Consider the following 13,851-nt stretch of genomic DNA (forward strand, 5'->3'; position numbering starts at 1 on the left):
CCGGAATATGATCTGGCTTGCATATGTTCTGCTCTACAGATTATCTTCGTGGCAGCTCATCACCGAGCGCCTTGCTCGTAGCCGGACTTCGAAAGGACCAACTCCATGACCACCCTGCTTCGCGTCGACGCCAGCTTTCGGGTCGAAGGATCCATCAGCCGAGGTCTCGCCGACAGCGCCCAGAGCGCTTGGGAGGCGGAGCACCCGGACACCAAGGTCGTCCGCCGTGACCTCGGGCTGAACCCGCTGCCCGCCGACGCCTGGCCCGCCGCGATCTCGGCGAAATTCGCCCCGGCGGAATCACGCACGCCCCAGCAGCGCGCCGCCGTCATGTTCTCGACCGCCCTTGCTGACGAACTGATCGAGGCCGACGCCGCGATCATCGCCGTACCGCTGTACAACTTCGGGATTTCCCAGCACGTGAAGACCTGGATCGACCTGCTGCTCGCCGACCCGCGTTTCGCACCGGGCGCGCCGGAGCCGATGGCCGGACGCCCGGTGCTCTTCGCGCTCGCCCGTGGCGGCGGCTACGGTCCGGGCACTCCGCGCGAGGGTTGGGACCACGCCACGCCGTACCTGCAGAGGATCTTCGGCGACGTGTTCAAGATGGACGTCCGCATCGCTGCCGCTGAGCTGACGCTCGCCCCGGTTACGCCGGCCATGTCGGAACTGATCGACCTCTCCAAGGAGTCCGAGGCCGCCGCCCACGTACGCGCCAACGAGCACGCCCTCGAACTAGCCCGTCGGCTGGTCCGTCCCGCCGCCTGACGTCGGGTGCCAGGTCGAGATGGTGACGGAGAGCGTCACGTCGGCCGGATCGGGCAGCGTCGCGAGCCGCTCGGTCAGGGAGTCAGCCTCGGTGTGAAAGGCGCTCGGACCCATCGCGACCAGATTGCGGATGGACGTGTGGTCGAGCTTCATCACCTGTTCGACCTGTACGTCGTCCGCGCGGGTGAAGTGCCCGCCGAGCGATGACATGAGGCGGGCGTCCTTCGATTCGTCCACCTTGACCAGGCCGAGTACGTCGACGAGTTCGGCGAGGTGGGCCGCGTTCGGCGTCACCACCAGTAGGGTGCCGTCGGCGGTGAGCACGCGGGCCATCTCGGCGGCGTTCCGCGGGGCGAATACGTTCAGCAGGATCTGCGCGGAGTCGTCCAGTAGCGGCAGTTCGCGCCAGGCGTCAGCCACGACCGCGCCGATTCGCTCGTGGGCCTTCGCTGCCCGGCGCGCCGCATACCGCGACACGTCCAGCGCGATCCCGGTCCTGGCCGGGGCGGCACCGACTACGCCGGCCAGGTAGTACGCCGTACCCGCTCCAACCTCAACCACGACACCAGCCACGGCCGGGCTGACGAGTCCGGCCAAGGCGTCGCGGATCGGCCGGTAGTGGCCTTCGCCGAGGAACGCCGTCCGCGCCGCGACCATGTCTGCCGTGTCGCCGTCGATACCGGTCGACGTCGACGGCAACAGGTTGAGGTAACCCTGTTTGGCCAGGTCAAAGGCATGCCCCGAGGCGCAGGTCGCCATACGGCCCTCGAGCCGCAGGCCCTCCCGGCAATGCGGGCATCGCAGCGCAGCGGCCACCTCGGTCAACACCCCGCGAGGCTATCGCGGCAGCGCGTAAAGGGGTCAGCCGGAGATGTCGCGGGTGGTCAGGCGGGCCCAAGCGGCAGCGTAGAAGACGGTCAGGTACGCCGCTTGGAGGCCGAGATTGCGGACGATGGCGTCCCAGTACGGCGGGTCGCGCAGCAAGTCGGCGAACGACATCCAGCCGTACGTCGGCAGCCACGGGTGGATCACGTCGAGCTGAGGTATCGCGCCGAGAATGCCGAGCACGATGAAACTGATGAACGTCGCGGCCATCGCAGCCAGTGGGGTCGACGTCATCGAGGATACGAACAGCCCGATTCCGGCCAATCCGAGCAGTGATGCGGCGACGAGCACGGCGATACCCAGAGCGCGCAGGATGCCGTCGGCCAGCGGCACGGTCGAACCAGAGATCAGCACGACATCGCCCAGCGGGAACAAGATCGCGCCAACGATCAACCCGGAGATCCAGATCGTCATCGTCGCGGCGAACGCGAAGACCACCAGCGCCACCAGCTTCGCCGCGAGCAGTCGGGAACGCCCGGCCGGCGCGGTGATCATGTTGCGCAACGTGCCGAGGCTGGCTTCGCCCGCGAGCGATTCACCCGAGACGACGGTGATCGCCGTCGGCAGGAAGAACGGCAGGGACAGACCGAGGCTCGCGACAACCAGGAACAGCCCGTTCTCCGTGATGTCACCGAGGAATCCCTCGGCATCACCGGACGAACCGGCGATTCGCACCGCGACCCCGATCAGGATCGGGACGACGGCGAGCCCGGCGAGCAGCACCCAGGTCCGCGCCCGGCCGAACACCAGGCGCAACTCCGACCCGAACAGTCCAAGCCCCCGCCCCACGGACACGCTGCGCGGAGCGAGCGTCACTGCTTCACTCTGCGACATCGAAGCCCTCCCCCGTCAGCGCCACGAACGCGTCTTCGAGACTCGGCCGCTCCAGCCCGAAGCCATGGATCCGGACGTCGGCCGCGACCAGCGCCGCGGCGAGTTTGTCGATCGGCAGCTCGCCGGGATCGCCGTCGACCGTCTCGTCCAGCCGGCGCAAATCCGTCACACCCAACCCGGTCAGCGTCTCCGCCGCCGTACCAAGGTCCGGCGTACGAACCACCAATCGCGGGCGCAGCTCCGAACGCAGCTCGGCCATCGGCGACTGGCGCAACAACTTGCCCCGGCTCATCACGGCCGCGTGAGTGCAAACCTGCTCCACCTCGGCCAGCAGGTGAGTCGACGTGAAGACCGTGATCCCGTCACTGGCCAACTCGCGGATCAAATGGCGAACCTCGCGGGTGCCCTGCGGATCAAGGCCGTTGGTCGGCTCGTCGAGCACAAGGAGATCGCGTCGTTGCATCAGCGCGACCGCGATACCGAGGCGCTGCTTCATCCCGAGCGAATAGGCCCTGACCTTCTTCCCCGCGGCCACCGACAGCCCGACCCGCTCCAACGCCTCGCCGGCCCTGGCCTTGCGGGTCCGTGGGTCGGACGTCCGGTCGGCGGCGTCGAAGCGCATCAGGTTCGCCTGGCCACTCCAGAACGGGTAGAACGCCGGCCCCTCAACGAGCGCCCCAACCCGCGGCAAGACCGACAGCTGCGCCTTCGGCATCGGCTGCCCGAGCAACTCCACCGAGCCCGACGTCGGCGCGATCAGGCCGAGCAGCATCCGGATCGTGGTGGTCTTGCCCGAGCCGTTCGGCCCGAGGAATCCGAAGACCGAACCCGCCGGCACCTCCAGATCGACCGAGTCAACGGCCAGCTGCCCGCTTCGGAACCGCTTGCTCAGACCCCGGGTGATCACCGGGGCCGTATCGGTCATCGGCCGGTCCGATCAGCGCGGCGCTTTGGCGGCGGCCGACTCGAGGACCTCCGGCGGCACCAGCCCGACGATGATCCGGCCGTCGTCGGTGAACAGTGCGCTCACCATCCGGGTGGTCAGAACCTTGCCACTACCCCAGCTGCCCTGCAGCGTCCGGGCGTTCGCCAGCAGCGGTTGCAGTGACGCCGTGTCAGCGGATGCGCCCTTGAGCACGACCACCGAACTCCAGCCCTCGCCAACCACCGTCGGCCGATCCCCAGCCTTGCCCAGCTTGTCCGGCACACCCGGCTTCACGGGCTTCTCAGACTTGTGAGGCTTCTCGCCACGGCCAGGTTTGTCAGTCAGCGCGGGCAGCTTCTCCTCGTTGACCTTCGTGCCCTTCGGCGGCGTGAAGGTGAACGTGCTCGCCGGCGGCACCTCGAACGACACCTCGGTGAAGCCCAGTTCGACTGCCGGGTCTCCCCCGGCCCGCGGCAATACCTTCACCTGCAGCGGCACCCACTCCTTGGCATCCACCGCGAGCGTCACCGAACCGACCGTGGTCTGATCCGTACGCGGCGTCAGACGCAGCACATACGCGTCGCGGCCGGCGACCGACTCCGTCCCCGTCACCGTGACCTCGGTCGACGGGTCGACGGCGTCCAGGAACTGCTTCGCCACCGCGGTCGGGTCGTAGGCCTTGCCCAGTTCCTTACCCGGGTCCTTGTCATGGGCACGGCCGGCGGGCAGCGTCAGCTTGGTGGCCTCGCGACTGCGCGAGTCATACGCCCAGGCGGTCTTGCCGTCGGTCGTGAAGACGCGCTCGGCCATGTTGTCGAGCACCGCGGCACGGGCCTTGTCCGGCGCGGCCAGCGCGATCCGGGCGGTGTGGTCCCCGGTGATGAGGTCCAGCGCCTGGCTGCCGACCAGACCGGGAATCGCGGGCAGACCGAGGTCGGTGCTCGAACGCACCACCCCGGACAGGCCGTCGACCTTCGCGCCCTGGACGTTCGTCAGGAGCTGTTGTGCGGTGATATCCGGCAGGTCCGGTGACGCATCCGCGACAACCGGCACCAGCACGGCACCACCGGCCACGACCGCGATCGCCGTGACCGGCGCCAACCAACGTCGATTACTCCGCGTTCCACCCATGCGTCAAGACTCGCACCGGGACGGGCCGGAACCAAGGTTTACCGGCCCGATCAGGGTTAGTTCCCCCAAATGGGTGACTGGCCCGGCCGACGACGTACCGCAGAAGTCGTACGCGGCTACGACCCAGGTCGTACAAACTGAAGAATCAGCGGCTCTGGAGCGCGTCGAGCGCCACCGTCATCGCTGCCGCCACCCGGAAGTCGAGCCGCTGATCGGGCACGTGCACGGTGTAGCGGTCGCGGATCGACCTCTTGCGCTCGACCGACATCACCGGCTGGCCGCTGGCGTTGTCGGTGAAGTCGAAGTGGAAGATGAACGGCAGCGGAATCTCGCCGACGATCGGGATGAACTGCCAAACCCGGCGGATCACGGCGACCTTGTGGTTGCGCTCGGTGCCGAAGGCCTCGAGGCCCGGCGCGGTCAGGTGCCAGCTCGACCGCAGCAGGCTCTTGCCGAAGTCCTTCTTGAACCAGCCGATCGGCTGCCCATTGGCGTCGAACACGTCGTAGCCGGCGCCGAGGTCGATCTTCTTGCGGGCCTTGAAGGAGAAGACGGCCTGGCTCTTGCTCTGGTCGGTATAAAAGGTCACCTGCTCCTTCAGCGCCATCCGCTTCTGCTGGGCGAATGCGAGCACCTGCCCGTCGCTGCCGTCGGGGTTCGCGGCGAGCAGTTCGTACTGGTTCACCATCATGGTGATGCGCTGCTTCATGAAGAAGCCTGGGACATACATCGGTGCCGTCATGCCGAGGAGTTTCTCAGAGTCCTGGCTCACCCTTGACCACTGCCACCCCGCAAGCACGTCCGCCCAGCTCCAAACCGCGCACCAACCCCGCCGCCACGGCCGACTCGTCGACGAACGACACGTCAATCCGTCCCACGCCTTGCAGACCGAGATCCCGTACCAGCTCGACCCCGTGCTCGACGGCTTCGTCCACCGAACGCGCGGGCCGCCACGCGATCCCGAAGTGCTCGACAGGCGTCACCGTGTCCACGGAAACCACTAGAGCCTCTGGCCTCCGCAACGCCGCAGTGTCGGGATTACCAGTCACTACGATCTCCACAAGCTGTACGCCGCCCGGAATCACCTCAGGCGCCATGCGGGCGTCCTCGGTGATGGAGGATGCCGCAGCGCCCGGTAGACCTCGCTGGCCCCACGTGTCGTGGTGGACCGACCAGGACAACGGCCGCCGGGAGGCCCAGCCGGACTGCACCAGCTCGGGCGTCTCCGGGAATGACGTCACGTGTCCCACACAGAGATACCCGACGAGCTCCACATGCCCGGGAAGATCCAGCACGGCCGAAACCTCGCCTGGTTCGAAGAACGAGACCCAGCCGACGCCTAGGCCTTCAGCCCGTGCTGCGAGCCAGAGGTTCTGTACGGCGATCGCGGCGGAGAACCAGGTCGTTCGAGGATCAGCATGCCGTCCGAGCACGTGCCGCCCGCCACGGCCGGGGTCACACGTCACTGCGATGTTCAACGGGGTATCAAGAATCGCCTCGATCTTGAGCCCGTCAAACGCGTTCCGGCGGTCCTCGGGCAGTGAGGCCGCAAAGGCGTCCCGCTGAGCCATCGCCAGGTCGTAGATCTTCCGCCGGGTTGAAACGTCCTTGATCAGCAGGAAGTCCCACGGCTGGCTCAACCCGACACTGGGCGCTCGGTGGGCCGAGGCCAGCACACGAGTCAGTACGTCGTCCGCGATGGGCGTATCGACGAAACCACGCCGGATGTCCCGCCGCTCGGCCAGTACGCGGTGCACCACGTCCCGCTCCCCCGGCGGATAAGGCGATGCCACCAGACGTCCAACCGCAACGGTCGCGTTTGCCGACCGACGCTTCGGCACTACCAACACGGCGCCTGCCAACACCACTGCAGCCTCGGCAACACTCGGTGATCCCGCAAGCCGCTCTACCGACGCACTAGGCGTGGGGACATCTTGCACAGCCAACACGGAAGCAGGCGAGCTAGTGACCGGCACACCCAGCTCAGCCGCCAAAAGCAACAATGCCGGCTCGTCGACCTTCGTATCGACCGTCACGATCTGGCCGACCGTGGCCACCTCCAGGGAAGCCAACGCGGAGTCAACCAGAGCACGCAATTCGTCGTACGGCGTGCCACTGCGCAGACCAACGCCCAGTACGACCGTCATGCGAACGCTGCCGCTGCTGCGACGAAGCGAGCCGGTACGTCGGGGGTGGCAGTCCAGTGCACGTGCAAGTACGACGCGTGCAGGTTGGTGGTCGCAAAGCCCTCAGGCCCGTCCGGCAGGTACCACGCGGACGAACCCGCCGAGGCCGTCACAGTCGTCCGGTGGAACTCATGCCCGCGGACGCGTCGCCCCTCGTCGTACCAAGCACTGGTCGTCGCAGCCACGGCAGTTCGGTACCCGAGGGTCAGGCGGCCCGTCATCTCAGCAACGGCTGGTAGAACCCCAGTCATCTCGTGTCCGTCCAAAGACTTGCAGAGGTACAAGAGGCCAGCACATTCTGCGACGACTGGCAGGCCGCGGCCGACTAGTACCGCCACCTCCTGGCGTAGAGGGACATTGGCCGAGAGGGCCTCCGCATGCATCTCAGGAAAACCACCACCGAGATAGAGGCCCGCAGTTCCCTCAGGCAACGAGTCGACCAGCGGGTCGAACGAGACAACGGAGGCACCTGCAGCCGTCAGCAACTCCGCAGTCTCGGTATAGCGGAACGAAAAGACAGGGCCGCCCGCCATCGCGATAACCGGCCGGACAGCTTCTGGGTCGCAAGAGACCTCAGACGCCGCATCCCAGACAGTGGTCTCCAGTGGCATCGCAGCCCGGGCAGCCGCGACAAAAGCCTCTAGATCGACCCCGTCCCGTACCAAGGCCGCAGCCGCCTCAACGGCCGCTAATGCCTGACCGCGCTGCTCGTCCGCCGGAACCAACCCGAGATGCCGGGAAGGCACAGTGACCCTCGTGTCGCGCCGAAGTACCCCGAGCACGGGAATACCCGTAGGAGCCACGCCAGCTCGCACCTCGGCCTCATGTCGGTCAGACCCGACCTTGTTCAGAATCACCCCGACGATCCGTACACCGGTGTCGAAGGCGACAAACCCCGCCACGACCGCACCAACGCTTCGGCCCGCCGCAGAGGCGTCAACGACCAATACGATCGGCGCCTGCAGCAACTTCGAGACGTGCGCAGTAGACGAATAGCCCTCAGTACCAAGAGCACCGTCGTACAGGCCCATCACGCCTTCCACCACAGCGATATCCGCCCCCGCGCACCCGTGCGCGAAGAGCGGCGCCACGCGCTCCTCACCCGACAGCATCGGGTCCAGGTTCCGCCCGGGCCGACCCGTTGCCACAGCGTGGAAGCCCGGGTCGATGTAGTCCGGTCCGACCTTGAACCCGGCAACGGTGTGCCCGGCCTGACGCAGCGCCGCCATCAGCCCGACCGCGACCGTGGTCTTGCCCGCGCCGGACGAAGGCGCGGCCACGACCAGGCGTGGAATCACCACTCGATCCCCCGCTGACCCTTCTGGCCCGCGTCCATCGGGTGTTTGACCTTCGTCATCTCGGTGACCAGGTCGGCTGCGTCGAGCAAGCGCTGATCGGCATTGCGCCCGGTGATCACGACGTATTGATGTCCGGGCCGATCGGCGAGCGTGGCGACCACCTCGTCGACGTCCACCCAGCCCCACTTCATCGGGTAGGTGAACTCGTCCAGCACGTAGAGGTCATGCGTCTCCGCCGCCATCCGGCGCTGGATCTCGCGCCAGCCCTCGAGCGCGTCGGCGGCGTGGTCCTCCTCGGAACCGGCCTTGCGCGACCAGCTCCAGCCCTCGCCCATCTTGTGCCACTCGACCGGACCGCCCTGACCTGTTGCCTCATGCAACGACCCGAGCGCCTTGAAGGCCTCTTCCTCGCCGACCTTCCACTTCGCGCTCTTGACGAACTGGAAGACGCCGATGTTCCAGCCCTGGTTCCAGCCGCGCAGCGCCATCCCGAAGGCGGCGGTGGATTTGCCCTTCATCTCACCGGTGTGCACCATCAGCAACGGCCGATTGCGGCGCTGCCGGGTGGTCAGACCGTCCTGCGGTACGACGCTGGGCTGTCCCTTCGGCATCAGGCGGCCCTTTCCGTGACAGTGCGAACAAGGTTGCCCGCAGCAACTTCTCCGAGATCCAGATACTCCGCACGCAGATCGGTCGCGAGCTCACCGGCGAGGCCGAGTCGCACCCCACGGCGCGGTTCGCAATCCACCACGACGGCCGCGATGCCCTTGTCCGCAAGCCATCCCGCGGCCTGGCGCGCCTTCGCGAACGCGTCCGTCCCGGCCGTCGCCCGGCCGTCGGTGACCAGCACCAGCAACGGCCTGCGGCGCGGATCGCGAATGGCCGCGATCCGCAACACCTCCGCGGCTTGGAGCAACCCCTCCGCGAGCGGCGTACGGCCTCCCGTGGGAAGCGACTCCAGCCGACGTACGGCGGTCTCGACGCTGCCGGTCGGCGGCAGAGCGACCGTGGCTCCCAAACCGGCGAACGTGACGAGTCCGACCGTGTCCCGGCGCTGGTACGCGTCCATCAGCAACGACACGATGGCCGTCTTCACCTCGGTCATCCGCTTCTTCGTGCCCATCGAGCCGGACGCGTCCACGCAGAAGAGGACCAGGTTGCCCTCGCGCCCTTCCCGGACAGCGAGTCGTACGTCGGTGGGCCGTACGGCGAGACCCGGGCCGGACCGGCCGCGCGAATGCTGGTGCGGCGCAGCGCTTCGGATGGTGCCGAGGAGGTGCGGGCGACCCGGTTCGCGACCGACGCGGGCCCGATCCCCGACCACGCGGCCGACCTCGGTCAACGCCCGCGAGCGCCGCCCGGACACACCCCGGCCGGCGGCCTGCACACTCAGCAGACGCGCCTTGAACGGTTCGCCCGCGCCGTCGACCTGCCCACTCGGCGCCTGCCCTGCCTGCGGTTGGCCCTGCTCCGGCTGCTCCGGGGCTTGGTCATCCGGACCACTAACGTCATCGGGCTGCGGCCCGCCACCACCATCGTCCGGCCCATCCGGCTCGGGATCATCGTCCGGCGGCGTGCTGTCGTTGATCGCCTGCTCGAGCTGCTCGTCGTCAAGGCCCGGCGGGTCGAACGGGTTACGCCGCTTGCGGTGCGGCAGAGCCAGCTTCGCCGCGGCGCGTACGTCCTCCACCTCGACCACGTTGCGCCCGCACCACGCGGCATGCGCGATCGCCGTACGCGCCGTGACCAGATCGGCCCGCATCCCGTCCACGTCGAACGACGCGCAGATCTCCGCGATCTGCCTCAGCGCGGGATCCGTGAGAATGACGTCAGGCAGCAAACTCTGGGCCTTCACGATCCGCTCGGCGAGCTCGCGCTGCGCCGCGTCGTACCGCTCGGCGAAACCCATCGGATCCGCCTCGTACGCCAAGCGCGCCCGCATCACCTCGACCCGTACGGCGGGATCGCGGCTGGCCATCACGTCAACGGTCAGGCCGAACCGGTCGAGCAGTTGGGGACGGAGCTCGCCCTCTTCGGGGTTCATCGTGCCGACGAGTACGAACCGCGCCGGGTGCGTCACGGACACGCCATCCCGCTCGACCGTGGCCCGGCCCATCGCGGCGGCATCGAGCAGTACGTCGACCAAGTGGTCGTGCAGCAGGTTGACCTCATCGACATACAGAAGGCCCCGGTGCGCTGCCGCGAGCAGGCCGGGCTCGTAGACCGTCACGCCCTCGGAAAGCGCCCGCTCGAGGTGCAACGATCCGAGCACGCGGTCCTCGGTGGCGCCGACCGGCAACTCGACCAGCCTGGCCGGGCGGGTCGTCGCGTCTGCGTCTAAGTGCGGCGCGTCGGGACAACCCGCGTCAGGGCGGCCGGGATCGCAGGAGAAGCGGCAGCCGCGTACGACGTCGACGGCCGGCAGGATCTCGGTGAGCGCGCGCACGGCGGTGGACTTGGCCGTACCCTTCTCGCCCCGGATCAGCACGCCACCGATCGCCGGCGACACCGCGGCCAGGATGAGCGCGAGCTGCAAGTCGTCCATCCCGACGACGGCCGTGAACGGGAAACCCGTCGAAGCGGCGGTTGGAGTCGAGCCAGGCTGAGCAGACCGCATCGGCGGCAGTTCCCTTCGTCCAGCGGGTGTCCACGCCCGCAGCGGCACTGGTCCACACACCCAGGGGTCGCCCGGGTACGCGGACGGCAGGAGATGTCCTGGCTTCCAGCACCCGTTGGCGCCGGTCACAGTGGCGGGACCGCCCCGGACTCCCAGCCTCAGCCAGTCACCGGTGTTCCTCCCCAACCGTCCCCGCGATCCTCCCACACCCCCACCCCAGCCCCGATGCCACTTCCGTCACACCCTCTCCCCCTTGCGTTCATTCGTCGCAATCCGCCCTCGCCCGGTCGCCGCTTACAGTTGGCCGAGCCGTACCGGCAAGACCAGGAGGTCCACGTGGTTCACATGGGTGAGGCGTCACCAGACGCGTGGTCGGACGAGCTGCGCCGCACCGGCCAGGTGGTCTTCACTCTCCGGCCTCGCGCGGCGCTGTTGAGCGTGGCTCTGCTCTGGCTAGTCCTCGTCGCAACGCAACTGCCTACGCTTGGCGGCTCGTTGGAGGCCGGCGGGGTGAGGCTCGTGACCGTCTGGCTGCTCGTCGCGACTGCCATCGCCGTGACCGGGTGGTACGTCTGGCGACTGATCACCCGCTACCCGATGTTCACGGTCGACCACCAAGGCATCCGCGTCGGGCGCAAGCGCTTCCTCCCCTGGAGCGAGGTGGGAGCAAGCGGCCTGATCCGCGGCGGCTTCGCCCAGCAGGTCCTCCCGATCGTCCCGAAAGACCCTTGGGCCAAGGACCTCACCGTCGACCGAATGGCAGTCAAAAACATCCCAGCCCTCGCCCACTGGCTAGAGGAAGTCCTCAAAGCCCAACGCACCCCCGACCACGACTGAGCCCCTCACAGGAATCGATCCGGCGCGCGGTGCCCGCAGACCGTCGACTCGCCCATCAGCGCCGAGCCGACGACTGCATGCGCATCGAAGGCCGCACGCGCATCTTCCCGAGCGGACTGGACGTTTTCGTGGCCGAAAAACGTCCAGTCCGCTCGGGAAGCAACAGCATGCGGAGCTGTGGGCGATTCCCTGCCTGAGCCGACAGGTCTCGACTTCGCCGGAATATGGCACTCGCGCTATCGCTACGAATCCTCGAGTCGCAACGAGGAACACTTCTGCGAGCACTACGTGGTGTTCAAGCAGCACGGCACGCGCCTCATCGGTGAGAACGTACCGGCAGTCAACGACTCAATACTGAAGCTGGACCTCACGGTTCGTGGTACGACGGCAACAGGCACCTGGTCTGAACGAACCAGCCCGACCGGTTACTACCGCGGTCGGGAATATCACGGTGCCATCCAGCTCGTCATCGACTCGACGGGCAAGGCGATGTCGGGCCGTTGGGTCGGTGTGGACCGCGAGTTCAACGTCAACAGCGATAGCTGGGAGCTGCAGTGGGTGGACGCCGCTTCCGCCTCCTCCCACCGCGACTACCGTCTCCGCGCCTGAACTTGCCGCCTGGCGATGAGGAGGAGTGCGCTGTGCGCTTCGAAATCGTGACGGCTGGGGGTTGGGGTGTCACTATGCAAGCGTGGGTGGGGTGGAGTTGGGATCGGGGCCGGCCGCGCGGGAGTTGGTGGCGGCGGGTGAGTTGGCGCTGGCTGAGGGGGCTTGGGAGCGGGCCTGCGTGAGGTTTGAGGCTGCGCTAGAGCAAGAGACGTCGGCCGAAGGGTTGGACGGGCTGGCTCGGGCGCTGTGGTGGTTGGACCGGCCAGGTGAGGCGATTGACGCGCGGGTTCGCGCGTACGGGCTGTTCCGTCGTGCGGGTGAGGTTGCGCGTGCGGTGCGCGTTGCGTTGTGGCTGGTGCATGAGTACTCGGCTGTGCAGGGGAACGAGCCCGCGGCCGAGGGGTGGCTCGCCCGGGCTGAGCATCTCGTGGCGGATCAGGTCGACGTGGCCGAGCGGGGGTATCTCGACTTGGCCAAGGCGGAGCGGTGTTTGGATCCTGCGGTTGCGGCTGGTCATGCCGAGGCGGCGCTGGGGTTGGCTCGGCGGCTGGGCGATCCGGATCTTGAGCTTTCCGCGCTGTCCCGGCTGGGCCTGGCTCGGATCACGCTGGGGCAGGTCGATGAAGGGCTGGGGCACCTTGACCAGGCCATGGCCGCGGCGACTGGGGAGGATGCGGCCACCTTCGAGGCAGTGGCGCGTACCTGCTGCAGCCTGGTGCTGGCGTGCGATCTCGCCGGCGATGACGACCGCGTTCGCCAGTGGAGCAAGGTCGTGGAGGGATACGTCCACCATCACAACGAACTTCCTCTCCTCACCTTCTGCCCGACCTGTGAGGCGGACCTGCTGAGGTCCGGTGAGACCGAGGCTGAGCTAGTGCACGCGCTTGCCGAGCTGGCCAGTAGCGGCCAGCGATCCCGTTGCGTTGATCCCGCCGTACGGCTTTCCCAGCTGCGGATCTCGCAGGGGCGGATCGAGGAGGCCGAGGAAGCGCTCGTGGGGTACGGCGGATCGCCGACGGCTGTTCGTGCCGACGCCGCGATTCGGCTCGCTCGTGGTGAGGCGGCCGCGGCTGTCGTACTGCTCGATCGGCAACTGTCGCTCATCAGCCGATTCGGACTGCTCGCGGTGCCGCTGCTCGCTCAGCTTGTCGAGGCTCAACTTGCCGACGGCAACAACGAAGGCGCTCGTACGACGGCTGCGGAGTTGGAGAGCCTCGCCGCGCAAACGGGCAATGCACGCGTCACCGCCGTCGCCACCGCAGCGGCCGGCCGCGTCGCGCTCAACGCGGAGGACTCGGAGGCGATCGGGCTTCTGGAGCGTGGTGCGGAGATGTTCGGCCGGTTGCGCATGCCGTACGAGGAGGCGCGTACCCGGCTCGAGCTCGCAATGGCGTTGCGGAGCCGGGAAGGGGTTCTCGCGGTGGTCGAGGCCCGGTCCGCGCTCAAGGCGTTCGAGCGGCTTGGGGCGCGCAACGAGTCCGATCGCGCCGCGGCACTGCTGCGCGAGCTCGGCGTCCGCGGCCGGACCGGACCGAAGGACGTCGGCCTGTTGACCGAACGGGAGCAGGAGGTACTGGCCCTGCTCTCGCAGGGGCTCACCAACCGGGAGATCGGCACCCGCCTCTTCCTGAGCGCCAAGACCGTCGAGCACCACGTCGGCGCGATCCTGCGCAAGCTCGGCGTGAAGACCCGAACCGAAGCAGCCGCGAGGGCGAGGGGCACCGAATAGGGGGTTTCCCCGATCCTTCCAGATCGTCATAG

The 13,851-nt window shown here is 67.9% G+C and carries 13 protein-coding genes; 4 read left to right on the forward strand and 9 right to left on the reverse strand.

Translation table 11 applies throughout. The features are described 5' to 3' along the window. Window positions 1–105: 105 nt before the first annotated feature. Window positions 106–768 carry an FMN-dependent NADH-azoreductase gene (locus OG394_RS09525; RefSeq protein ID WP_328994722.1) on the forward strand — a complete coding sequence of 221 codons (663 nt, stop codon included), beginning with the start codon at window positions 106–108 and terminating at the stop codon, window positions 766–768. On the opposite strand, the gene OG394_RS09530 is transcribed toward OG394_RS09525, so the two are convergent. From OG394_RS09530 to OG394_RS09570, 9 genes are all read right to left on the reverse strand, one after another. Next, complete coding sequence (locus OG394_RS09530) at window positions 736–1,596, reverse strand: putative RNA methyltransferase (RefSeq protein ID WP_328994724.1); 861 nt, start codon at window positions 1,594–1,596, stop codon at window positions 736–738. The two genes, OG394_RS09525 and OG394_RS09530, sit on opposite strands and share 33 nt — an antisense overlap. A gap of 33 nt (window positions 1,597–1,629) precedes the next feature. Further along, complete coding sequence (locus OG394_RS09535) at window positions 1,630–2,487, reverse strand: ABC transporter permease (protein ID WP_328994725.1); 858 nt, start codon at window positions 2,485–2,487, stop codon at window positions 1,630–1,632. Further along, complete coding sequence (locus OG394_RS09540) at window positions 2,474–3,412, reverse strand: ABC transporter ATP-binding protein (protein ID WP_328994726.1); 939 nt, start codon at window positions 3,410–3,412, stop codon at window positions 2,474–2,476. The genes OG394_RS09535 and OG394_RS09540 overlap by 14 nt, the downstream gene beginning before the upstream one ends. Before the next feature lie 12 nt (window positions 3,413–3,424). Then, complete coding sequence (locus tag OG394_RS09545) at window positions 3,425–4,543, reverse strand: LolA family protein (RefSeq protein ID WP_328994727.1); 1,119 nt, start codon at window positions 4,541–4,543, stop codon at window positions 3,425–3,427. Between the two features lie 145 nt (window positions 4,544–4,688). Continuing rightward, window positions 4,689–5,285 carry a hypothetical protein gene (locus tag OG394_RS09550; protein ID WP_328994728.1) on the reverse strand — a complete coding sequence of 199 codons (597 nt, stop codon included), beginning with the start codon at window positions 5,283–5,285 and terminating at the stop codon, window positions 4,689–4,691. A gap of 13 nt (window positions 5,286–5,298) precedes the next feature. Next, window positions 5,299–6,690: a 5,6-dimethylbenzimidazole synthase gene (gene bluB / locus OG394_RS09555; RefSeq protein WP_328994731.1), complete on the reverse strand. Its 1,392-nt coding sequence runs from the start codon at window positions 6,688–6,690 to the stop codon at window positions 5,299–5,301. Next, the gene (locus OG394_RS09560; RefSeq protein WP_328994732.1) at window positions 6,687–8,027 is read right to left on the reverse strand and encodes a cobyrinate a,c-diamide synthase; all 1,341 of its coding nucleotides are present in this window, start codon (window positions 8,025–8,027) and stop codon (window positions 6,687–6,689) included. Before OG394_RS09560 ends, bluB begins: the two co-directional genes overlap by 4 nt. Then, the gene (gene cobO / locus OG394_RS09565) at window positions 8,024–8,638 is read right to left on the reverse strand and encodes a cob(I)yrinic acid a,c-diamide adenosyltransferase (protein WP_328994733.1); all 615 of its coding nucleotides are present in this window, start codon (window positions 8,636–8,638) and stop codon (window positions 8,024–8,026) included. The genes OG394_RS09560 and cobO overlap by 4 nt, the downstream gene beginning before the upstream one ends. Beyond that, complete coding sequence (locus OG394_RS09570) at window positions 8,638–10,644, reverse strand: putative cobaltochelatase (protein WP_328994734.1); 2,007 nt, start codon at window positions 10,642–10,644, stop codon at window positions 8,638–8,640. The genes cobO and OG394_RS09570 overlap by 1 nt, the downstream gene beginning before the upstream one ends. 336 nt (window positions 10,645–10,980) lie before the next feature. On the opposite strand from OG394_RS09570, the gene OG394_RS09575 reads away from it, so the two are divergent. The 3 genes from OG394_RS09575 (at window position 10,981) to OG394_RS09585 (ending at window position 13,819) form a co-directional block, all read left to right on the forward strand. Next, on the forward strand, window positions 10,981–11,481 hold the full coding sequence (locus OG394_RS09575) for a hypothetical protein (RefSeq protein ID WP_328994735.1): 501 nt from the start codon (window positions 10,981–10,983) through the stop codon (window positions 11,479–11,481). 177 nt (window positions 11,482–11,658) lie between these two features. Next, a complete protein-coding gene (locus tag OG394_RS09580; RefSeq protein ID WP_328994736.1) occupies window positions 11,659–12,090 on the forward strand; it encodes a hypothetical protein in 432 nt (143 codons plus the stop codon). A 91-nt stretch (window positions 12,091–12,181) separates the two neighbouring features. Continuing rightward, complete coding sequence (locus OG394_RS09585) at window positions 12,182–13,819, forward strand: response regulator transcription factor (RefSeq protein ID WP_328994737.1); 1,638 nt, start codon at window positions 12,182–12,184, stop codon at window positions 13,817–13,819. Window positions 13,820–13,851: the final 32 nt, after the last annotated feature.

The organism is Kribbella sp. NBC_01245 (assembly GCF_036226525.1).
In the GTDB taxonomy this organism is placed as follows: domain Bacteria; phylum Actinomycetota; class Actinomycetes; order Propionibacteriales; family Kribbellaceae; genus Kribbella.